Source organism: Microvirga sp. 3-52 (genome assembly GCF_018383585.1).
Taxonomy (GTDB): Bacteria; Pseudomonadota; Alphaproteobacteria; order Rhizobiales; family Beijerinckiaceae; genus Microvirga.
Genome location: NZ_JAHAMK010000031.1, coordinates 1 through 19,860, shown reverse-complemented (window position 1 = coordinate 19,860; position 19,860 = coordinate 1). Strand labels below are relative to the sequence as shown.

The following is a 19,860-nucleotide window of genomic DNA, read 5'->3' as shown; positions in this document are numbered from 1 at the left end:
GATGGGCGAGCGTTTGAAAGACAGGATTGCCATCGTATTCGGAGCGGGATCGTCGGGGCTCGGGTGGGGAAACGGAAAGGCAGCCGCTGTTGCCTATGCACGAGAGGGAGCGAGCGTAGTCTGTGTCGATCTCGTCCAGGCCGCCGCAGAGGAAACGGCGGCGATCATAGTCAGTGAAGGTGGCATCGCCTTGGCTATCTCGGCCGATGTCACGGAATTGGGCTCGATCAACGATGCGGTCGAGAAGGCAGTTGCAGACTTCGGCAGGCTCGACATCCTGCATAACAACGTCGGAGTGACCCATATGGGGGGCCCCGTCGAACTGAGCGAGGAACAGTTCGCTGCTGCCCTGGACCTCAACATCGGTCCGATCTATCGGACGTCCAAGGCCGTCATTCCGCACATGCTGCGCCAAGGCGGAGGAGTGATCGTCAACATATCCTCCCTCGCGGCAATTCGGTGGACCGGCTATCCCTACTTCGCGTATGCCGCGACGAAGGCGGCCGTGAACCAGGCCACTGTCGCCCTCGCCATGCAATATGCCCGCCAAGGCATCCGCGCCAACTGCATCATGCCCGGCCTCATCGATACGCCGCTGATCTACAAGCAGATCTCCGGGCAATATGCCTCCGTCGACGAGATGGTGGCCGCACGCAATGCGGCTGTTCCGCTCGGTAAAATGGGAACGGCCTGGGACATTGCGAATGCTGCCGTCTTCCTGGCGTCGGAGGAGGCCAAGTTCATTACAGGCGTCTGCCTGCCGGTGGATGGCGGCCAGAGCTGCGCCGTCTCGGAGCTTCGTTGACGATCGAGTTCGTAGTTGCGGTCAGGGGAGGCGAGGCTGAATGGAGCCTTGTTCACGACCAAGCGAGTTGCCAAGGTACTACACATGACATCGAGAACAATTCGCCACCCTGGCCCTGCATCTCCGGAGCGCACGGCCGCCATTGCCGGGTCGGCCGTGCCGCTGCAATTCACGCTTGAGCCAGGTCAGGCCGTCGATGCGGCGATTGCCAAGGGATTTGCGAGCTTCGGATGCACTGGCGGCTTCGTGGAGTTCAAGGGCGGAATATGCGAGCCGTTCCAGTTCGTCATGCCGGCCGCCTCTCCGGACGTTCTTCATGCGGCGTGGTACAGCGAAACCTTCGAGCCGACGGGTCGGGTCGAGATCGAGCGCGCCTGTGCCATCGTCGGCTGGCGCGACGGCAAGCTTTTCATCCATTGCCATGGGATCTGGAACTCGCGCGACGGTCGGCAGATGGGCCATATGCTCGGACCGGCGACAATCGTAGCGGAGCCGATCGCAGTCACCGGAATCGGATCCCGAACCGCCGCCTTCAAGGCTCTGCCGGATCCTGAGACGAACTTTACATTGTTCGAACCGGTGCTGGTTTCCGAGGGCATTGTCGGGGCGTCCCACTCTCATGTGCTGCTGGTGAAAGTCAAACCCAACGAGGATATCACCTTCGCCATCGAGGCGATCTGCTTACGGCACGGGATCAAAGCGGCGAACGTATACGGCATCGGCAGCTTGAACGAGGTCCGCTTCGTAGATGGGACCCGGGTCGGGTCCCATGCCACGGAGGTTCTGATCCGTAAGGGTAGGATGATGAACGTCGACAATCTGCCGCGAGCAAGCCTCGATATCGATGTTGTCGACATGCAGGGCAGGATCTTCGAAGGAGAGATCGTGCGTGGCGACAATCCGGTCTGTGTCACCTTCGAACTGGTCATCGAGCCGAGCTCAACCTGATTTCGTCCAGGCTCGCGTCGGATCGATGCATCTACTCGGCAGGCTCCGCAATCTTCGAGTCCTGGTCCGTCCTCTCTGCATAGGCTCTCGCCAGGACCGCGCAGACAAGCAGCTGGATCTGGTGGAACAGCATCAGGGGCAGGATGATCGCGCCGATCATGCTGGCTGGAAAGAGAATGCTGGCAATGGGAACGCCGCTGCCAAGGCTTTTCTTGGAGCCGCAGAAAACGATGGCGACCTCATCTCGGCGTGAGAATCCGAACAGCCGGCTTGCTGTCGTCGTGATCACCAGAACGGCGGCAAGCAACGCGCAGCTGACGAGGACGAGGAGGATCATGTCGCTCGGATCCAGCTGGCGCCAGAGATTGTTGATGGCGGCCTCCCCGAAGGCATAATAGACGACGAGCAGGATCGCGCCGCGGTCTACGATTCCAGTGAGCGTTCGGCGTTTCTCCACCCATTGTCCGATCCAGGGACGCATGAGATGTCCAAGGAGGAAGGGAACGAGGATCTGCACCACGATTTCGCCGATGGCCCCGAACGAGACTCCTCCCTGGGTCTGCATGAAGAATCCCATGAGAAGAGGTGTGAGAAAGACACCCAGCACATTCGAGGCCGACGCGCTGCACACGGCAGCGGCGACATTTCCGCCCGCGATGGAGGTGAACGTGATCGACGATTGGATCGTGGAGGGAAGAAGGCAAAGGTACAGGATCCCCAGGGCGATGCCCGGGGCGAGATACGATTGCAGGTACGTCTTCGTGAGTAGACCGAGAAGCGGGAACAGGATGAAGGTCGCGGCGAACACCATCAGGTGAAGGCGCCAATGAATGGCGCCCTGAATGATGGCCTGCCGTGGAAGACGGGCTCCCTGGAGAAAGAACAGAAGAGCAATCGACCCGATGATCACCATCTTGAGGATGGGCGCCGCCGCGCCCGTCGCAGGCAGAATCGTCGCGATGATGGCTGTTGCCACAAGGGCGATGGTGAAACGGTCCGGCACCAGGAGTGAGAGGAAGGACATTGATCATGCGCTCCGGATGCAGGTCTTAAGACAGGGGCCCGAAGAAGCGCCGATCCTGCTCCCGACGCAGCCGCGCAAGTGCCGATGCCTCCTGCAGTTCGAGGTCGCTCATCCGGATTTCCTGTCCCTTGGCGATCGGAGCAGTCAGCCGGCAATCGGCCGCAAGATAGAAAGGCGCCGGCGCGGCCGCCGTGAGCGGTCCCGCAGGCCGGAACTCGGCGGTCACGCCGGCAATCGTGTGGTGGTGTCCTCCCATGGAGAGAACCGTGCCGGCCGGCAGGTCCTCGGTCGCCACGGCGATCAGGTCGTAACGCGGCCGGTAGTCTGAGCCGTAGCCGGACGTCCGATGAATCGCGGCGTCGAGAATGCTGGTGGCGGCCTCGAGTCCCAGCAGGTGCCGCGGCAGGAACACCATGGCGGTTGCGCCTGTCCGACTGACGATATGTCCTTTCTGCGCCAGCATGTCCCAGCTCTTTGCATCATCGCAGCGAATGACCACGAAGACACCGCCGGCAAAGCTGATCTCGTCGGGCTTGCGCAGGCAGTGGAACACGTCGAGCCGCCTGTCGCCGGAAAGAATGCCGCCATTGTCCTGTTGTGAGAAGATCGTCGGAATCTCATTGATGCGTGCGAGCGGCGCATGGAGATCGAATCGGTCGGGCTGCAGGCCAGTGGCATTCGCGACGACCAGGAGTTCGCACAGATCCGGCACAGCCCGCTGCGGGAAGCCGGCAATGGCATTGCTTCTGGAGGTCAGCATTTCGCTGACATTTCGTTCGCCGAGCGCCCAATGACCTTCCAGATCGACATTTTCCGCAGAGCGTTCATTACTGGTGAGGCGGCGGGATGTGGGATCGAAGACGAAGTCGTACTCGCTGGACTTGCCGGCGGCGATGACATGAAAGCCCATGACCTCGGCCCAGGTGGCGAGACCGATGAGTAGGCTCGGCTGGTCGCCGTCGACAGTCGTGACGATGCGGCCATGCTCGGCGGCAAGAGCCTTCAGGCCCGGTCCAACGACGCTGTCGAGCTCCTTCGTGACGAGCGCAAGGTGTTTTTCGGCCTGAACCGCGAGGAGGGCGTGGCGGGCGGCCGCCTGCGGCTGTCCGGTCGCCTCGACGACGACGTCGAAAGGAAGGTCGCACACGAGCGCGAGATCGTTGGTTGCGATGGAGTCTCCGCTCTCCCACGCGACCTTCGCATCGCGAGCCGACTCGCAAATCTGGATCTTGCGCGGATCGATGCCAGCGGCCTTCAATCCCAATGCCGCGCTCTCGGCGGTGAGATCGACGGCGATGCGCGCATTCATCAGGGGGACGCGTGGGGCCTGGGCGAGGAAGCTCTGGCCGAAGCCGCCGGTGCCGACGACGCAGGTTTCCACGGGGCGATCCGCCTTCGCGTAGTAATCATGATAGTTCATCGCACGTATCTCCCCTTCCGGCAGGCGGTCGCGACCGGTTTATTGTGTTGCTGAATGCGTTGCCTTCTTGAGCCCCGTCCTATCGAAGCATGTTCCAAGCCTTCAGGAAGAAGTCCGGAGTTCCGAAATTGCCTGACTTGAGCGCAAGTGCGAGGTCGATCCCTGCCAGCGAGCGCGTCCAGGGCACGCCGGGGTCGATCTCAGGCCCGATCGCGAGCGCATCGACATCAAGGGCATTCACGACAGCGCCGGATGTTTCGCCACCGGCAACGATGAGGCGGGTGAAGCCGAGGGAAGGAAGCGCCTTTGCAATTTCCGCAAGGGTTCTCTCGACGATCTCGCCGGCATTCATGCGCCCGAGCCTGCCCTGGACCGCCTGAACTTCCTCGGGTGTCGCCGTGGAATAGATCAGGGCCGGGCCGTTCGTCGGCTGCGTCTTCAGCCAGTCCAGAGCGTTCTGCGCCGTCATGGCGCCCGAGGCGAGATCCATGGCATCGAGCCGGAGAGCGGGCATGCCAGCGTCATGGGCGGTCCTGACCTGCTCTCTCGTCGCGCTGGAGCACGATCCGGCCAGGATGATGCTGCGGCCGGCAGGGGCATCGAAGCCTTTCGAGGAGGACGGCGTGGTCGGGCCCTCGCTCTGTCGGTAGGCGGCAGGCAGGCCCATGGCGACACCTGACCCGCCGGTCATGAGAGGAAGGTCGGCGGCTGCGAGACCGATGGCCCGAAGATGTGTGTCATTCAGCGCATCGACGATGACGATCTGATGTCCGGCTGCCTTCTCTCGATCGAAGGCCGTGCGAATGGAATCCGGTCCTGCTTCCACATCTTCATAGGAAACGAGACCGACGGACAGCTTGGTCTGCCGCTGCAGAACCCGCACGAGATTGGAATCGCGCATGGGAGTGAGCGGATGGTCCTTCATGCTGCTTTCGTGCAGCGGCACCCCGTTCACGAAGAGATGGCCCTTGTAGACCGTGCGTCCATTAGCCGGGAAGGCGGGGCAGGCGAGGGTGAAATCGGTGCCGGCGAAGGCAAGAAGGGCTTCGGAAACCGGCCCGATATTGCCCGCATCCGTGGAATCGAAGGTGGAGCAGTACTTGAAGAACAGGTGCTGCGCGCCGGCCCTTCTGAGAGCTTCCGCTGCCACCAAGGATTGATCGACGGCTTCCTGCGCCGGAATGGTCCGCGACTTCAAGGCAACGACGACGGCATCCGCGCCCGAGAGGTCGACACCCGCCCGCGGGACGCCAATCGTCTGGACTGTCCGGAGCCCTTCGCGGGCCAGCATGAGAGCAAGGTCAGATGCCCCCGTCAGATCATCGGCGATGCATCCGAGCTTCATGCCGCAGCTCCACGGGCACTTGAGGATTGATCCTGGGTCCAGGCTGAAAGCCAGCCGAGGCCGTCTTCCGTTCGTCCGCGAGGTTTGTATTCGGCTCCGATCCAGCCGCTGTAGCCAAGTGTGTCGAGAAACCGGCAGATCTCGCGGTAGTCGATCTCGCCTTCATCCGGTTCGGCACGGCTCGGCACCGCCGCGATCTGCACATGGCCGATGAGATCAAGGTGGTCCCTGAGACGCCGCATCAGGTCACCCTGCATGATCTGGGTGTGATAGCAGTCGAACATGATCTTCACGTTCCGGCGGCCGACCTGATCGAGGATCGATGCGGCTTGCTCGATGGTGTGAAGGAAGTATCCCGGCTTGTCCCGATGGTTGATCGGTTCGATCAGGACCGTCATGTCCGCCAGGGCAGCCTTGTCGGCGGCAAGTTTCAGGTTCGCCACGAATGTACTTTCCGCTGCTGAAGCGGCATCGGCAGTGACAAGCCCGGCCATGCAGTGAACGGCCGTTGCACCGATGGTATGCCCGTAGGAGACCGCCTGATCGATGGCTTGCTCAAACTCGCTCTCGCGGCACGGCAGCGCTGCGAGTCCGAAATCGCCTGCGGCGGCGTTTCCGACCGGGGTGTTCAATCCAAGCATGGTGACTTGGCTGCGGCTCAAGGCGCTCCGCATCTCTGCAGCAGGCACCTGATAGGGCCAGTGCATCTCGACGGCTTTGAAGCCGGCTTCCGCTGCGGCAGCAATCCGGTCGATTTCAGGGTGCTCGGTGAAGAGAAAGCCTAGATTGGCCGAGAAACGGGGCATTGATTCATCCGCACTTGTGTGAAGAGTCATGTGGAGTGGAACAGCATTCCTGCGGACTATCAGGCGACTCGTCCGCAATCGCCTCGTCCAGCTTGAAATGTGTCACCAGATCCCGAACCTGCGCACGGGTCAGCAGGCGCGGGTTGAGGCCGTGCAGGAGGAGGCGCAGCTTGGCGGTCTCTTCCAGTTCCTCGGTGGCATAGACAGCAGCTTCCAGGTCCTTGCCAGCCACCACGGGGCCGTGATTGGCCAGAAGAACGGCGCTGTACTTTCCTGCGAGCCCACGGATCGCGTCCGCGACGGCAGCGTCTCCCGGCCGGTAGTAAGGCACGAGGGCTGTCCGGCCGACACGCATGATGTAATAGGCCGTCATGGGCGGCAGGGCATTGGCCGGGTCGACGTCGGGCAGCATCGAGACTGCAACGGAATGGGTGGAGTGCAGATGGACGATCGCGCCTGCATCCCGGCGGGTCGCATAGAGAGCTGTATGGAGAGGCAGCTCCTTCGTCGGGGCATCGCCCGAGAGGAGGCGGCCGTCCGCGTCGAGCTTGCTCAGGCGAGCCGGGTCGAGAAAGCCGAGGGAGCTGTTCGTCGGCGTCGTCAGCCAGCCCGCATCGCTCAATCGGACCGAAATATTGCCGGATGACCCTGCCGTCAGACCGCGTTCGAACAGAGAGCGCCCAAAAAGGCAGATCGTCTCACGAAGCTGGCTCTCATGGCTCATGTCGAGGCCTTTGAAACTTTCGGTGTTGGAGTAGGAATCCGGGTGGCAGCAGCTATCAGATCGCGTTCCTGACGCGCTCCCAGGTTTTCTCCATATGAACCGTCAGGATTTTCGACAGGCGCTCGGCATCCCGCGCCTCCAGGGCATTGATCATCTCTTCATGGTCGGCAACGGCCCCGGCCCATTTTTCCGGCCCTTCGTTGCCGATGTATCGAATGCGCTTCAGCCGGGCCTGCAGCACGCTGTGAACCGACACCAGGGCGTCGTTCTTGGAGAGGCGGAGAATAGCCGAGTGGATGTTCTGGTTCAGCTTGAAATAGGGCAGGCGGTCGCGCTTCTCGTACATGTCCATCATGCGGTCATGCAGTTGCCGGACCTCCCGGATCTCGGCGTCCGTGGCGTGCTCACACGCGAGGCGTCCGGCAAGGCCCTCGAGGTTCCCGAGTACGATGAGGCTGTCGTGAACGTCCTTTGCACTGAACTGTCGGACGACGGCACCGCGGCCGGGTGACAGTTCCAGTAATCCCTCGCTGACCAGAAACTTGAGGGCTTCCCGCAAGGGAGTCCGGGAAACGCCGAGCATCTTGCCGAGGTTGCCTTCATGAAGCCGGGTCCCCGGAACCAGCTCGCCCTCGATGATCATGTCGCGCACGCGCGCCACAATCGCATCGTGAAGGGTAGGGCGGGCGATGGGGCCGCGCGAATCGAACTCTTCGATCAGCAGGGCAGCTGCCTCGGATGCCATGGCATGTTCCATTCTTAGCCGTCTTTTCACAAAACCCTGACGGTATTTGACCTCTCTATACAACTTTTTCCTGAATCCTCGCAAACAAAATTCTGCATGCAGCATACTTGTGTACGAAATTTATGGCTGTTAATGTCCTTACGTCATCCCGAGAAGAGGTTGCTGTGAGCGCTCAAACGTCATCGACCCCGTCAGCAAAGCCGACCGTTGCGTTCGCCATGGGCGATCCGGCAGGCATCAGCCCGGAGCTTGCTGCCAAGCTCATCGCATCCAATGAATTCCGCTCTGGCGCGGATCTGGTGATCTTCGGCGACCTTCGGATCTTGGAGCAGGGCGCCAAGGTTGCGGGTGTTGAGGTCGATGTTGATGTTGTGGTGTCAGAGCAGGCGATGCAGTCTCGCTCGCCCCGCCCTGTATTCGTCGATCTGAAGAATCTTGACCCCAGTCAGGTCGTTCCCGCTACGGCGACGCTAGAAGGTGGCGTGTTCGCGACCGAGAATTTCCGGCGCGCCCTCCTGCTGGCCCAGTCGGGCCGGGCCGACGCGGTATTTTTCACGCCCTTCAACAAGAAGGCCATGCGCCTGGCCTATGAAGGATATGACGACGAGATCCGTTTCGTGCGCGATGTACTCAAGACATCGGTCGCCGCGAGCGAGTTCAACGTTCTGGGCAAGACCTGGAACGCCCGTGTCACATCCCATATCCCGCTGTCTCAGGTAGCTTCGGCGATTTCCGAGAAGGGGATCCTGCGGTCACTCACGCTGGCCGATCAGTGCATGCGCGCCGCAGGCTTCAATCCGCCGCGCATTGCGGTCGCCGGCCTCAACCCACATGCAGGCGACGGCGGCAACTTCGGCACTGAGGAAATCGATATTATCGAACCGGCGGTCCGTAAGGCGCAGGACCAGGGCTTCACCGTCGAAGGGCCGTTCCCGTCCGATACGGTCTTTCTCCGGGCCAAGAACGGCGACTTTGATGCCGTTCTCACCATGTATCATGATCAGGGTCAGATCGCGATGAAGCTGATGGGCTTTGACCGGGGGGTCACGCTGATCGGCGGTTTCGAATTCCCGATCTGCACTCCTGCTCACGGCACGGCTTATGAGATCGCCGGTCGCGGCATTGCCAATCTCGGCGCCAGCCGCGAGGCGCTCTCGCTCGCCATTCGCATGGGCGCGGAGGTGCGGGCCCGCCGATCCGAGGCCGAGCTGCCCAGATTGTCGACCGTCAATTCCTAAACAGCCAGTTCCGCGAACCGACGCCATCAGTCGGAAATTATCACAGGGAGGAAGAACGATGCTCAAAAAGACTTCATGGTTGCTCGCCACCGCAGTCGCGGTGACATTCGGCGGCGTGGCTCAGGCGGATTGGAAGCCGGCGAAGCCGGTCGAGTTCGTCGTCACATCGGCCCCCGGCGGCGGCACGGACAACTTCGCCCGCGTCGTGCAGTCGATCATCGCCAAGCACAAGCTGATGGACCAATCCATCGTCGTCACCAACAAGGGCGGCGGCAGTGGTGCTGAAGGCTTCATCTATACGAAGATCGCGACAGGCGACAGCCACAAGCTCACCTTCGGCACGAACAATGCCTATCTCCTCCCTTATGTGGCGAAGCTCGCCTACAAGCCCGACGAGCTCACCCCTGTCGCCGCGATGGCCCTCGACGAGTTCCTGCTCTGGGTGAAGGCGGACGCTCCCTACAAGGACGCCAAGAGCTATATCGAAGCCGTCAAGGCGAAGCCCGATACGTTCAAGATGGGAGGCAGCCAGTCCAAGGACACGGACCAGACCCTCACCAGCCTGATCCAGGATGCCACCGGGGCGAAGTTCATCTACGTTCCCTTCCAGGGCGGTGGCGCAGCCGGCGTGCAGCTTGCGGGCGGCCACATCGACTCGAACACCAACAACCCGAATGAGAATGCTGGCCAGTGGAAAGCCGGAGCGATCACCCCGCTCTGCGTGTTCAGCCCGACGCGTCTGCAGGGCGGGGTCAAGGTGACGGCCACCATGGGCTGGTCCGATATCCCGACATGCAAGGAAGCGGGCATCCCGATCGATCAGTTCCAGATGCCGCGCACCGTGTGGCTGCCGGGCGGGGTTCCTGCCGAGTCGGTCGCGTTCTACGCGGATCTCCTCAAGAAGGTGAGCGAGACGCCCGAGTGGAAGGAATACATTGATCGCACGTCTCAGACCAATCGGTTCCTGGCAGGACAGGATCTGAAGACCTTCATCGCTTCGGACGATGCCAAGAACCGCAAGGTCTTTGAACAGGAAGGCTGGCTCGTTCGCTAACCACGACGGGCTTGCGGCTGGCGGGGGCCACTCCGCCAGCCCTTATTCTTTGCGGCTTTCATCGGACCGGGACGGATGCCATGATTTCTCGTTATACCGCTGAGGTCGGAACTGCGACTTTGACGGCGGGCTTGGGCCTCGCTGCCGTGGTCGGCGCTCTGGAGTTCGGGATCGGCTGGGGAGATGCAGGACCGGAGCCCGGAGCCTTTCCATTCTATATCGGCCTTTTGGTCGTCGCCGCCAGCGTCGGCACCTTGATCCAGGCGACGGTTGGCCGACGCGGCCTGCAGTCGGTCTTCCTTCACAGGGAAGAGGCCAAGCGGGTGGCATCGTTCTTCCTGCCGATGCTCGCCTTCGTGGTGGTGGCACGTCTCCTCGGTCTCTATGTGGCGACCGCGCTCTATCTCTCGTTCGTCATGTGGGTGCAGGGCAAGTACCGGTTCGTCATAGCTGTCGCTTCCGGCATCGCCGCGGCCGTGATCTTCTATTTCGTGCTCGAAGTCGCCTTCCAGGTTCCCCTTCTGAAGGGTCCGCTCGAAGCTGCCCTGGGCCTCTACTAGCCTCCAATCCTGACGGAGACAGGTCGTGGAAAATTTCGCATCACTCCTTCATGGCTTTGGCGTCGCGCTGACCACCTACCACGTCATGTTGATGATGGTCGGTGTTCTGCTGGGCATTCTCGTCGGCGTTCTGCCGGGCCTCGGTGCACCCAATGGCGTTTCGCTGCTGCTCCCGCTGACCTTCACCATGGATCCGGTCGCGGCGATCATTCTGCTCACGAGCATGTATTGGGGAGCGCTCTTCGGCGGATCGACGACCTCGATCCTCTTCAACATCCCGGGTGAGCCATCGTCCGTCGCGACAACCTTCGACGGGTATCCCATGGCCAGGCAGGGACACGCGACGCAGGCACTGACGCTCGCGTTCCTATCGGCCGGCTTCGGCGCCTTGGTGGGCGTCATCCTCATCACCGTGCTGTCGACCTGGGTGGCCAAATTTGCCCTTCGGTTCAGTTCGCCGGAATATTTCGCCGTCTATTTCCTGGCCTTTGCCAGCTTCATCGGACTTGGCGCCGCATCCCCGTTCAAGACCGTCGTCTCCATGGGCCTCGGGTTCGCTTTTGCAGCGGTCGGCATGGACACCGTCTCAGGAGGCCTGCGCCTTACCTACGGGTTCAACGAACTCCTGTCCGGCATCAGCTTCCTCATCGCGGTGATCGGACTGTTCGGCATCGGTGAACTCATGCTCACCATGGAGGAAGGCCTCCGCTTCGACGGCATCCGCGCACGGGTCAAGGTGCGCGATGTCTTCAAGACCATCGCGACCCTGCCACGCTACTGGGTGACGCTCCTGCGCAGCGCCGCCATCGGATGCTGGATGGGCATCACCCCCGGCGGACCGACGGCGGCCTCCTTCATGAGCTATGGCCTGGCCAAGCGCCTCTCCCGCCGCAAGGACGGTTTCGGACAGGGTGAGCCAGAGGGCGTGGTTGCACCGGAGACCGCGGATCACGCTGCCGGAAGCAGCGCCATCCTGCCGATGCTTGCCCTCGGTGTTCCCGGTTCCGCGACAGCAGCCGTCATGATGGGCGGCCTGATGATCTGGGGTCTCAATCCAGGTCCGATGCTGTTCGTTGAACGGCCGGACTTCGTGTGGGGTCTGATCGCCAGCATGTATCTCGGCAACATCGTCGCCGTGCTCATGGTGCTCGCCACCATTCCACTCTTCGCCTCGATCCTGCGCATCCCCTTTGCCATCATCGGACCCGTCATCGTTGTCGTGTGCTTCATCGGTGCGTACACGGTTGCGGGGCGTCCCTTCGACCTCTGGCTGGCTCTGGCCTTCGGCGTGGTGGGATATCTGTTCAAGAAGCTGGATTATCCGATCGCGCCGCTGGTTCTGGCGATGGTGCTCGGCGACAAGGCGGAAGACGCTTTCCGACAGTCCATGATCATGTCGCGGGGTTCTCTTTCGATCTTCTGGTCGAACGGCCTTGTCGCAACGCTCATGCTTATCGGTATCGCGCTAGCCCTCGGCCCGCTTCTGAGCATCGTGCTCAGCCGCTTGGTGAAGCCGAAGGCCTCATCCGCTGTGGCATGAGTTTAATGGTCAGGAGGATCGCCCGCGGATCGGGCAGGTCCCTCGAAGGAGTTTCCAATGGCGACATCCACTTCAGGCACAGTGGCGTTCCTTGGCATCGGCCTAATGGGCTCGCGCCAGGCCAAGCGACTGCTCGACGCAGGCCATTCACTGACGGTCTGGAACCGATCGCGCGAGAAGGCCGAGGCGCTCTCACGCTTTGGCGCTCGCGTCGTGGACACCGCCCCCGAGGCGGTCAGTAACGCCGACGTCGTCATCCTCATGCTGGAGAACGGCAGGACCGTCACGGACGTGCTCTTCACGCAAGGTGTGGTGAGTGCCCTCCGGCCGGGTGCCATCGTGGTCGACATGAGCTCCATCAAGCCAGCCGAGGCACAGGATCACGCGAAGCACCTCGCAGAGCGGGGCGTCCATCATCTCGATGCACCCGTTTCCGGCGGAACGCTTGGGGCGGAGCAGGGGACCCTGGCGATCATGGCCGGCGGCGAATCCGAGGTTTTCGACCGTGTCGAGTCGATCCTGAAGATCATGGGCAGGCCCGTTCACGTGGGTCCGCATGGGGCAGGGCAGTTGGCGAAACTTGCCAACCAGATCATCGTCGGCGTCACCATCGGTGCCGTTGCCGAGGCGCTGCTGCTCGCCCAGCGGGGAGGCGCCGATCCGGCCAAGGTCCGAGAAGCTCTCCGTGGAGGATTTGCCGAAAGCCGCATCCTCGAACTTCATGGTCAGCGCATGGTCGAGCGTGATTTCGCCACAAAAGGCCGCTCGGTCACGCATCTCAAGGATCTCGACAACGCATTGGACGCTGCAGAGCGCATCGCTCTGGATGCACTGCCCTATACCTCGCTGACGGCGGATCTCTTCCGAGGCCTTATCGACAATGCAGGGGATCTCGATCACAGCGGGCTGCTCGTCGAACTGGAGCGCCGAAATTCAGCTTCATCTCCGGCCAGTCGTGGGTGAAGTCGCCCGGAGGCATATGCTTCACCTTGGGCAGACTTCTCCTCGGCTTTCAGTCGGATCTTGATAGACAGCGCGGGTTCGTTCCAGCAGTTCTGACAGCTGTGGAGAGCCGAGGCGCCCTCCGAAATGCTCGCATTTCATGGCTGCCGCGATATTGGCCAACTGTACGGTCTGCAGCAGACCCCAGTTGTTGACGAGACCATGGACATAGGTGCCGTGCCAGACATCTCCGGCGTTCAGGGTGTCGACCGCGCGAATTGGCACCGACGGGACCTCATACACCGTGCTTTCCGCGGCTTCCCGCTTCCATATCAATGCTCCTGCCGCGCCCAGCGTCACTCCGACAACCTGTGCTTCGAGTTCCGCAGCAACTTCCCTCAGTGCCTCTCTGGACGATCCGCTCGCGGCAAGGGAAAGCAGGGCAGGTTCCGAAAACAGAACATGGTCGGCAAGCCCGATCAATTCGCGGAGCATCTCTGGCGGCGCGACATCGGCGTCGAGAATGGTCGGCACACCATGACGGCGCGCTTCGGCAAGCAACGCCTTTGCACCTTCAGGCCAACGCATGTCGACCAGAACTGCAGCGGCGTCTGCCGCTTCGTGGAGCGGGAGCCAACTCGGATCGGAATCGAGTGACGGATCGGTGTACGGCACCACCAGTCTTTCACCGGCACTGTCGACGAGGATGGTCGAGAAGGCGGTACAGGCGCCTGGGATCCTGCGGATCCGTTCGATGCGCACGGTTTCACGGGACAGGTCGTGCAGGAAGCTGTCGCCGGTGGGATCGTCACCTATGCGTGCCCAGAGTTCGACATTGCCGCCAAGTCGGGCGATGGTGGCCGCCGCGGCCGTCGCCATCCCCGAGGCCGCCTGAACGGCCCTGTCGGGCAACACCTTGGCGCCATGCCCGGGGATGTGGTCGACTTTGAAGATGGTGTCCCAGAAAGCGCATCCGAGGCAGATCACCGGCTTCTGATTCATGACTTACTCAAGCCTGAGTGCCCGTGCCCGAGCATTCATGATGTGGGCGACCGCGGCCTCCACAGCGGCCGAGGTATTTCGCTGCTTCATGGCCTCGATGATGGAAAGGTGCTCTCGCATGACCGGGATCACGAGATCTTCGTCGAGACTCGTTTCGTTCTGACGAATAAGGCGGACCTTGATCCAGTTCACCCGGTAGGCCTTCGAGATGATATCGTTGTTGAGGTCGTCGATGATCGTCTCGTGGAACTCCCGATCAACCTGCTGAGCCTCGGCGACGATTTTCTCCGTCAAGCCGGTTCGTGCGGAAGCGACAATCGATCGGTGCGCAGCTTCGATTCGCCCTATGGCAGCATCGCTGGCCGTGTGGCTGAAGGAGGCGATCGCTTCGCGCTCGAGGATGAGCCGAAACTGGAATGCATTGCGAATCAACGCGATATCGAGGGGCAAAATCTGCAATCCGCGCTGCGGAACGGTCACAATCAACCCTTCCGCTTCCAACCGTGGAATCAGTTCGCGGATTGCGCCGAGGGATTGTCCTGTGAGGGCAACCAGCTCGCGCTGAGTCACGAATTGCCCGGGCTTGATCTCGCTTCGCAGCAACTGGTCGGTAAAGACGTCATAGGCCCGCTCACGCAGCTTGAGTTCCGAGCGGGGCGCCTGGCGAGCCATGCTCATGCGACGGCCTTGATCACTTTTCCGAATGGCGCGAGCAAGGAAACGGCCCGCGCTATGGTCTGTTCGTCCAGCGTGGGAAGCGGGGGCCTTGCAACGGCCCAGGCCGGATCCCTGCGCACGTGAGCCGTAAGCGCCTTCACCATGGGAACGATGGGGTGGCGGCCGATCTCCTGAACCAGCTGGACGATGCGAGGGTCATCCCGACCATTCTCCGCCAGGGCAATAACAGCTTCCGGCAGGATGTTTGCAACGCCGCAGATGGACCCGGCGGCGCCTGCGGCACAGGCGCGGCCGAGATAGGTTTCATCGCCGACGAGGATGTCCAGGTCGGGAAAAGCCTTGATCAGATCGAATGTCGCCTCGGCATCGCACGCGCTGTCTTTGACGCCCCTGATGGCACCAGGATAGCGATCCTTCAGGCGCGAAATGACCGAGCGAGAGAGGGGTACGCCTGTCATCCCGGGAATATGATAGAGGATGACATCGCGAAGATCGCTGCCGACGGCATCGAACACGGCCGAATACCAACCGACCACGGTGTCGTCCGGGGCAGGGCGGAAGTAGAAGGGCGGCGCCAGCAGGACCGCATGGGCACCGCGGCGCAAGGCTTGGCTCGTGCTGTAGGCGGCTTCTTCCGGCGAACAGGCGATGACGCCTTCGACCAACTTTTCCGCCGGGATGCCGAAGTCCACGACTTCGTTTGCGATGCGCTCCCGCTCCATGGCGCCGATGGAAGGACCTTCGCCGGTCGTGCCAAACAAGGTCGCCGTCCGGCAGCCCCGAGCAAGGCAGTCTTTCGCATGGGCGGCCAATCGGTGAACGTCTACCTTTCCATCCAGAAACGGCGTGACAAGTGCGGGACTGATGCCAAAGCTGAGCGACAAGAGAGCCTCCAGTAACAGCTTCGGCCCCGGGCCGAGCAAGTGCTGTGTTGACACTAACATGTTACATGGTGCTTAATCGGTTGCAAGCACCGAAAAGAGTCCGGAAGGACCGTTACATCAAATCACGGAGGAAACGGGCAATGGCAGGGTCGGTTACGCGTCGTACATTTCTTGCAAGCACGGCGGCGGTTGCCGCATATGGTTTGGGCGGGGTCGCGCCTGCCTTTGCGGATGTGAACTGGAAGAAGTTTGCCGGCACGAAGATCGGCGTGAACCTCATCAAAAGCCCGCGCGGCGAGGTTCTGCAGAAGCACGAGAAGGAATTCACCGACCTGACGGGAATTCAGGTTTCCTCCGAGCAGACGCCGGAGCAGCAGCAGCGGCAGAAAGCCGTGATCGAGCTGAATTCGGGAAGCCCGAGTTTCGACGTGGTTCATATCAGCTATCACGTGCAGAAACGCCAGTTCGAAAAGGCCAATTGGCTGGCCGACATCAGCGCCTTCATGAAGAACCCGGAACTGACGGATCCGAGCCTCACCGAAAGCGACTTCTCCCAGGCCGGCCTGCTCTATGCGAAGAACCCGCAGGGCCAGATGCTGTCGCTGCCGTTCTCGGTCGATTACTGGATGGTGTACTGGAACAAGGATCTCTTCGCGAAGAAGGGGATCGCCTATCCGCAAACTTTCGACGAGATGGTGAAGGCTGCCGAGGCGCTGACGGACTCGAAGGAGGGGATCTACGGCTTCGTGGCCCGCGGTCTGAAGAATGCCAATGTTCCCGTCTGGACGAGTTTCCTGCTCGGCCACGGCATCGATCCTGTCGACGCCAGCGGTAACCTGATGACGGACAGACCGGAAGCCATCGAGGCTGCAAAACTCTATCAGCGTCTACTCACGAAGTCCGCCCCGCAGGGCGTCGCCGGCTTCAACTGGTCAGAATGCCAATCGGCCTTCCTGCAGGGCAAGATCGGCATGTGGCTCGATGGCGTCGGCTTTGCACCTCCGCTGGAGGATCCAGAGAAATCACGAGTCGTCGGCAAGGTGGGCTACGGTGTCATGCCGCGTGGGCCGAAGGCACAGGCTTCGGCGACGTTCGGCGATGGCATCGGCGTCACCGCAGCCAGCAAGAACAAGGAGGCAGCCTATCTTTATTGCCAATGGGCCGTCTCGAAGCTGATGGGCGCGCGCCTGCTGCAGGCCGGTGGTGGCGTTCCGTTCCGCCAGTCGATCCTCAACGACCCCGAAACCCGCAAGGGCGTGAAGATGCCGCCGGCCTGGATCGACGCAGTGGTGGAATCGGGCAAGATCAGCAAGCTCGGCCTTCCCGTCATCCAGCCGGTGACCGAGTTCCGCGATGTCATCGGCATCGGACTGACGAACCTCCTGGGAGGAGGGGACCCGGCCACCGAGATGAAGAAGGCGACGGAGCAGTTCAAGCCCATCCTCGAGCGCAGCGAGAAGGCTTGATGCGAGCCCGATGGCAGAAGTTCGGCATGGTGGAGCATGTCCATGTCCACCATCGCTGAACGCCAAGTCACCTCGATGACGGAGCCGGCGCCCACTCCGGACGCTCGCCCTAAGAGCTCCTACTGGCCCTTTGTCGTGCCCGCCGTGGCGGTGGTGGGATCGGTGATCGTGTTCCCGTGGGTCTTCACGGTGTGGATGAGCCTTCAGGAATGGACGGTCGGTGGAGCCCGGCGCTTCACCGGCCTGTCAAACTACATGCGCCTCGTGTCGGACGAGCGCTTCCTGACCTCCGTCGGCCATACGCTCGTCTACACGTTCCTGGCGGTCGTTCTGCCACTGATCTTCGGGACCTTCGCGGCTCTCATCTTCAACTCCCGTCTGCCGTTTCGGGGAGTTCTTCGTGGCGTATTCGTTATGCCGATGATGGCCACGCCCGTGGCTGTCGCATTGGTGTGGACGATGATGTTTCATCCGCAGCTAGGCGTGTTGAACTACCTGTTGTCCCTGGTCGGGATCGGTCCACAGGCATGGGTCTTCAATCCCTCCACGGTGATCCCGTCGCTGGTTCTGGTCGAGACCTGGCAGTGGACACCGCTCGTCATGCTAATCGTTCTGGGTGGCCTAGCCGCCATTCCAGCGGAGCCCTATGAAAGCGCCGAAATCGATGGAGCAAACGTCCTGCAGCGCTTCCGCTACATCACGCTGCCGATGATTGCGCCGTTCCTCATGGTCGCTGTGATCATCAGAACGATCGACGCCCTGAAGAGCTTCGACATCATTTACGCCATCACGCAAGGCGGACCTGGCACGGCGTCGGAAACCATCAATCTTTATCTCTACAGTGTCGCCTTCGCCTATTACGATGTCGGCTACGGATCGGCGATCGCAGTCGTGTTCTTCGCCATCGTCATCGCCCTGTCCCTTCTCATGCTCCATCTTCGTCAGCGCACGAAATGGACTGACGTTCAGGGGTGAGCATGAACCTCAGAAAAGTCGCCAATTCCCTCGGCCTGCTGTTCGTCGGCCTTGTACTGGTCTCGCCGGCCGTTCTGTTCTTTCTATGGATGATTTCGCTCTCGCTGAAATTCGAGGTCGATAATGCCGCGTACCCGCCCATCCTGATCCCCGAACGATTCGCCTGGAAGAACTATACGGGCGTGTTCGAGTCGAATCGTTTTGGCCTCTTTTTTCTCAACAGCCTGATCGTGACCGGCGCCGCAACCGGACTCGCCCTCCTGATCGGCGTGCCTGCCGGCTATGGCATTGCCCGCATGCGGGCTACCAAGGCTGCCGTGGTCGTGCTCATTGCCCGCATGACCCCCGGTTTATCCTATCTGATTCCACTATTCCTGCTCTTCCAGTGGCTGGGACTCATGGGCACGCTTGTACCCCAGATCATTGCGCACCTTGTGATCACCGTGCCGATCGTCATCTGGATCATGATCGGATATTTCGAGACAACCCCGCTCGAGCTCGAGGAGGCGGCTGTCATCGACGGTGCCAACCGTTGGGATGTTTTTCGTTATATTGCCTTGCCGATCGCGAAGCCTGGCATCACGGTCGCGTTCATCCTCGCGGTCATATTTTCCTGGAACAACTTCGTCTTCGGCGTCGTGCTGGCAGGCCGGGAAACGCGAACTCTGCCGGTCGCGGTCTACAACATGCTGTCCTTCGAGCAGTTGAGCTGGGGCCCATTGGCTGCCGCGGCGCTGATCGTGACCTTGCCGGTCCTCATACTCACCATCGTGGCGCAGCGACAGATCGTGGCCGGCCTCACGGCGGGTGCCGTGAAGGGCGGATGATGAACTCCTGCCCGGAGACCTATGCAGAGCAGCCTCTCCTTCTGCCGGTTCAGTATCTGAAACGCATTCGCCCAATCCTGTCCGCCGAAAATTCCCAGCGTTTGTCGCAAATGATCGAGCAGCTTCGCCGGAAAAGAGTACAATAGGCTTCCTTCTGGTTCTTGCCTCGTGCCTGGGCTGTACATTCCGGCGAAACGGAGGATGGCGATGAACAGGATTCTCTTGGCTGCTCGCGCTCTGGCAGTGAGTGCTCTTCTCATTCCAGGCGATGCTCAGGCGCAGCGGTTCGGCGGGCGCGGTGGCGGAGGAGGCGCCCGCATATCCTCAAGCGCTCGGGCTTGGCCACGCCATGCTGAGCGCCATTCGCCTAGATGTTGATGATATAGCTGTAGTTCATGTCCGCGGCACTGCCGGCACCCGTCAGAATAACCCCGGTCTCGAACCGATTGTCGTTGTTGAGATCGGAGAGCAGGTAGCCCGTATCCGTCTGTGCGTTGTACAGGAACACATGGGCGATGCGCGCGCTGGTGAAGGCTGCCTCCGCCTGGGATGCCGCGTCCGCAATGGAGGTTACGCTTGTGCCGGCCTCGCGGTAATTGGCGGATGTTCCTGCGATTCTCATGCCGATTCAATCGCTGGCTGCGCTCCAATCGGTGATCGTGTCTGCGCTCGTGCTGGTGATTCCGGATGAGCCGCGCGTGAATTCGAAGGCGTCATCGCCCGCTCCCCCGCTAACGCATCTCTCGTGCGGGATGCATCATCCGGCACGCCTCCCAATGCCAGATCGCTTCGCCTCCTGCTCTCCGCCTCGGAGCGCTTCTGCACCCGCCTGACTGCTGCCGTGGACCGGATCGTGCCCGAACCCGAAGTTCGGCTC

General features: G+C 61.5%; 20 protein-coding genes. 10 read left to right on the top strand and 10 right to left on the bottom strand.

The features are described from left to right. Position 1 precedes the first annotated feature (1 nt). Positions 2 to 805 carry an SDR family NAD(P)-dependent oxidoreductase gene (locus KHP60_RS19625; RefSeq protein WP_213566023.1) on the top strand — a complete coding sequence of 268 codons (804 nt, stop codon included), beginning with the start codon at positions 2 to 4 and terminating at the stop codon, positions 803 to 805. Between the two features lie 84 nt (positions 806 to 889). Then, on the top strand, positions 890 to 1,753 hold the full coding sequence (locus KHP60_RS19620; RefSeq protein WP_213565999.1) for a PCC domain-containing protein: 864 nt from the start codon (positions 890 to 892) through the stop codon (positions 1,751 to 1,753). Positions 1,754 to 1,784: 31 nt separating this feature from the next. On the opposite strand, the gene KHP60_RS19615 is transcribed toward KHP60_RS19620, so the two are convergent. The 6 genes from KHP60_RS19615 to KHP60_RS19590 form a co-directional block, all read right to left on the bottom strand. Beyond that, complete coding sequence (locus KHP60_RS19615) at positions 1,785 to 2,777, bottom strand: bile acid:sodium symporter family protein (RefSeq protein WP_213565998.1); 993 nt, start codon at positions 2,775 to 2,777, stop codon at positions 1,785 to 1,787. Between the two features lie 25 nt (positions 2,778 to 2,802). Continuing rightward, a complete protein-coding gene (locus KHP60_RS19610) occupies positions 2,803 to 4,197 on the bottom strand; it encodes an NAD(P)H-dependent oxidoreductase (protein ID WP_213565997.1) in 1,395 nt (464 codons plus the stop codon). Between the two features lie 79 nt (positions 4,198 to 4,276). Next, positions 4,277 to 5,542: a 3-oxo-tetronate kinase gene (gene otnK / locus KHP60_RS19605; protein WP_213565996.1), complete on the bottom strand. Its 1,266-nt coding sequence runs from the start codon at positions 5,540 to 5,542 to the stop codon at positions 4,277 to 4,279. Further along, positions 5,539 to 6,348, bottom strand: a complete 810-nt coding sequence (locus tag KHP60_RS19600) for a hydroxypyruvate isomerase family protein (RefSeq protein WP_213565995.1) — start codon at positions 6,346 to 6,348, stop codon at positions 5,539 to 5,541. The genes otnK and KHP60_RS19600 overlap by 4 nt, the downstream gene beginning before the upstream one ends. 4 nt (positions 6,349 to 6,352) lie before the next feature. Then, entirely contained in the window at positions 6,353 to 7,072 is a 720-nt protein-coding gene (gene otnC / locus KHP60_RS19595) for a 3-oxo-tetronate 4-phosphate decarboxylase (RefSeq protein WP_213565994.1), read from the bottom strand. Between the two features lie 55 nt (positions 7,073 to 7,127). Continuing rightward, positions 7,128 to 7,817: a GntR family transcriptional regulator gene (locus KHP60_RS19590; RefSeq protein ID WP_213565993.1), complete on the bottom strand. Its 690-nt coding sequence runs from the start codon at positions 7,815 to 7,817 to the stop codon at positions 7,128 to 7,130. A 218-nt stretch (positions 7,818 to 8,035) separates the two neighbouring features. On the opposite strand from KHP60_RS19590, the gene KHP60_RS19585 reads away from it, so the two are divergent. The 5 genes from KHP60_RS19585 to KHP60_RS19565 all read left to right on the top strand — a co-directional run bounded on the left by KHP60_RS19585 (position 8,036) and on the right by KHP60_RS19565 (position 13,172). After that, positions 8,036 to 9,055, top strand: coding sequence for a 4-hydroxythreonine-4-phosphate dehydrogenase PdxA (locus tag KHP60_RS19585; protein WP_213566022.1), 1,020 nt, complete (start codon positions 8,036 to 8,038; stop codon positions 9,053 to 9,055). 58 nt (positions 9,056 to 9,113) lie between these two features. Then, complete coding sequence (locus KHP60_RS19580) at positions 9,114 to 10,109, top strand: tripartite tricarboxylate transporter substrate binding protein (RefSeq protein WP_213565992.1); 996 nt, start codon at positions 9,114 to 9,116, stop codon at positions 10,107 to 10,109. 80 nt (positions 10,110 to 10,189) lie between these two features. Next, positions 10,190 to 10,669, top strand: a complete 480-nt coding sequence (locus KHP60_RS19575) for a tripartite tricarboxylate transporter TctB family protein (protein ID WP_213565991.1) — start codon at positions 10,190 to 10,192, stop codon at positions 10,667 to 10,669. A 25-nt stretch (positions 10,670 to 10,694) separates the two neighbouring features. After that, positions 10,695 to 12,209 (top strand): tripartite tricarboxylate transporter permease, encoded by a 1,515-nt coding sequence (locus tag KHP60_RS19570; protein WP_213565990.1) that lies wholly within the window; start codon positions 10,695 to 10,697, stop codon positions 12,207 to 12,209. 57 nt (positions 12,210 to 12,266) lie between these two features. Beyond that, entirely contained in the window at positions 12,267 to 13,172 is a 906-nt protein-coding gene (locus KHP60_RS19565; protein ID WP_213565989.1) for an NAD(P)-dependent oxidoreductase, read from the top strand. A 21-nt stretch (positions 13,173 to 13,193) separates the two neighbouring features. Here the strand turns inward: KHP60_RS19565 and KHP60_RS19560 are convergent, their stop codons facing one another. The 3 genes from KHP60_RS19560 to KHP60_RS19550 are packed head-to-tail and all read right to left on the bottom strand — an operon-like array spanning position 13,194 to position 15,715. Continuing rightward, entirely contained in the window at positions 13,194 to 14,153 is a 960-nt protein-coding gene (locus tag KHP60_RS19560) for a PfkB family carbohydrate kinase (protein ID WP_213565988.1), read from the bottom strand. A 3-nt stretch (positions 14,154 to 14,156) separates the two neighbouring features. Next, positions 14,157 to 14,831, bottom strand: a complete 675-nt coding sequence (locus KHP60_RS19555; RefSeq protein ID WP_213565987.1) for a GntR family transcriptional regulator — start codon at positions 14,829 to 14,831, stop codon at positions 14,157 to 14,159. Next, entirely contained in the window at positions 14,828 to 15,715 is an 888-nt protein-coding gene (locus tag KHP60_RS19550) for a dihydrodipicolinate synthase family protein (RefSeq protein ID WP_213565986.1), read from the bottom strand. The genes KHP60_RS19555 and KHP60_RS19550 overlap by 4 nt, the downstream gene beginning before the upstream one ends. A 140-nt stretch (positions 15,716 to 15,855) precedes the next feature. Here KHP60_RS19550 and KHP60_RS19545 point away from each other — a divergent pair, with 140 nt between their 5' ends. The 3 genes from KHP60_RS19545 (at position 15,856) to KHP60_RS19535 (ending at position 18,983) form a co-directional block, all read left to right on the top strand. Continuing rightward, a complete protein-coding gene (locus KHP60_RS19545; RefSeq protein WP_213565985.1) occupies positions 15,856 to 17,181 on the top strand; it encodes an ABC transporter substrate-binding protein in 1,326 nt (441 codons plus the stop codon). A gap of 75 nt (positions 17,182 to 17,256) precedes the next feature. Beyond that, complete coding sequence (locus KHP60_RS19540) at positions 17,257 to 18,156, top strand: carbohydrate ABC transporter permease (RefSeq protein WP_409366302.1); 900 nt, start codon at positions 17,257 to 17,259, stop codon at positions 18,154 to 18,156. Between the two features lie 2 nt (positions 18,157 to 18,158). Next, positions 18,159 to 18,983 (top strand): carbohydrate ABC transporter permease, encoded by an 825-nt coding sequence (locus KHP60_RS19535; protein WP_213565983.1) that lies wholly within the window; start codon positions 18,159 to 18,161, stop codon positions 18,981 to 18,983. A gap of 367 nt (positions 18,984 to 19,350) precedes the next feature. Here KHP60_RS19535 and KHP60_RS19530 read toward each other — a convergent pair whose 3' ends face one another. Next, entirely contained in the window at positions 19,351 to 19,605 is a 255-nt protein-coding gene (locus KHP60_RS19530) for a hypothetical protein (protein ID WP_213565982.1), read from the bottom strand. Between the last annotated feature and the right edge of the window lie 255 nt (positions 19,606 to 19,860).

Excerpts from the sequence above, each read along its gene's own strand:
- KHP60_RS19565 (WP_213565989.1), top strand. The coding sequence starts at position 12,267 with ATGGCGACATCCACTTCAGGCACAGTGGCGTTCCTTGGCATCGGCCTA.
- KHP60_RS19620 (WP_213565999.1), top strand. The coding sequence starts at position 890 with ATGACATCGAGAACAATTCGCCACCCTGGCCCTGCATCTCCGGAGCGC.
- otnC (WP_213565994.1), bottom strand. The coding sequence starts at position 7,072 with ATGAGCCATGAGAGCCAGCTTCGTGAGACGATCTGCCTTTTTGGGCGC.
- KHP60_RS19555 (WP_213565987.1), bottom strand. The coding sequence starts at position 14,831 with ATGAGCATGGCTCGCCAGGCGCCCCGCTCGGAACTCAAGCTGCGTGAG.
- KHP60_RS19600 (WP_213565995.1), bottom strand. The coding sequence starts at position 6,348 with ATGCCCCGTTTCTCGGCCAATCTAGGCTTTCTCTTCACCGAGCACCCT.
- KHP60_RS19625 (WP_213566023.1), top strand. The coding sequence starts at position 2 with ATGGGCGAGCGTTTGAAAGACAGGATTGCCATCGTATTCGGAGCGGGA.
- KHP60_RS19575 (WP_213565991.1), top strand. The coding sequence starts at position 10,190 with ATGATTTCTCGTTATACCGCTGAGGTCGGAACTGCGACTTTGACGGCG.
- KHP60_RS19535 (WP_213565983.1), top strand. The coding sequence starts at position 18,159 with ATGAACCTCAGAAAAGTCGCCAATTCCCTCGGCCTGCTGTTCGTCGGC.
- KHP60_RS19590 (WP_213565993.1), bottom strand. The coding sequence starts at position 7,817 with ATGGCATCCGAGGCAGCTGCCCTGCTGATCGAAGAGTTCGATTCGCGC.
- KHP60_RS19540 (WP_409366302.1), top strand. The coding sequence starts at position 17,257 with ATGACGGAGCCGGCGCCCACTCCGGACGCTCGCCCTAAGAGCTCCTAC.
- KHP60_RS19530 (WP_213565982.1), bottom strand. The coding sequence starts at position 19,605 with ATGAGAATCGCAGGAACATCCGCCAATTACCGCGAGGCCGGCACAAGC.
- KHP60_RS19585 (WP_213566022.1), top strand. The coding sequence starts at position 8,036 with ATGGGCGATCCGGCAGGCATCAGCCCGGAGCTTGCTGCCAAGCTCATC.
- KHP60_RS19545 (WP_213565985.1), top strand. The coding sequence starts at position 15,856 with ATGGCAGGGTCGGTTACGCGTCGTACATTTCTTGCAAGCACGGCGGCG.
- KHP60_RS19615 (WP_213565998.1), bottom strand. The coding sequence starts at position 2,777 with ATGTCCTTCCTCTCACTCCTGGTGCCGGACCGTTTCACCATCGCCCTT.
- KHP60_RS19580 (WP_213565992.1), top strand. The coding sequence starts at position 9,114 with ATGCTCAAAAAGACTTCATGGTTGCTCGCCACCGCAGTCGCGGTGACA.
- otnK (WP_213565996.1), bottom strand. The coding sequence starts at position 5,542 with ATGAAGCTCGGATGCATCGCCGATGATCTGACGGGGGCATCTGACCTT.
- KHP60_RS19610 (WP_213565997.1), bottom strand. The coding sequence starts at position 4,197 with ATGAACTATCATGATTACTACGCGAAGGCGGATCGCCCCGTGGAAACC.
- KHP60_RS19560 (WP_213565988.1), bottom strand. The coding sequence starts at position 14,153 with ATGAATCAGAAGCCGGTGATCTGCCTCGGATGCGCTTTCTGGGACACC.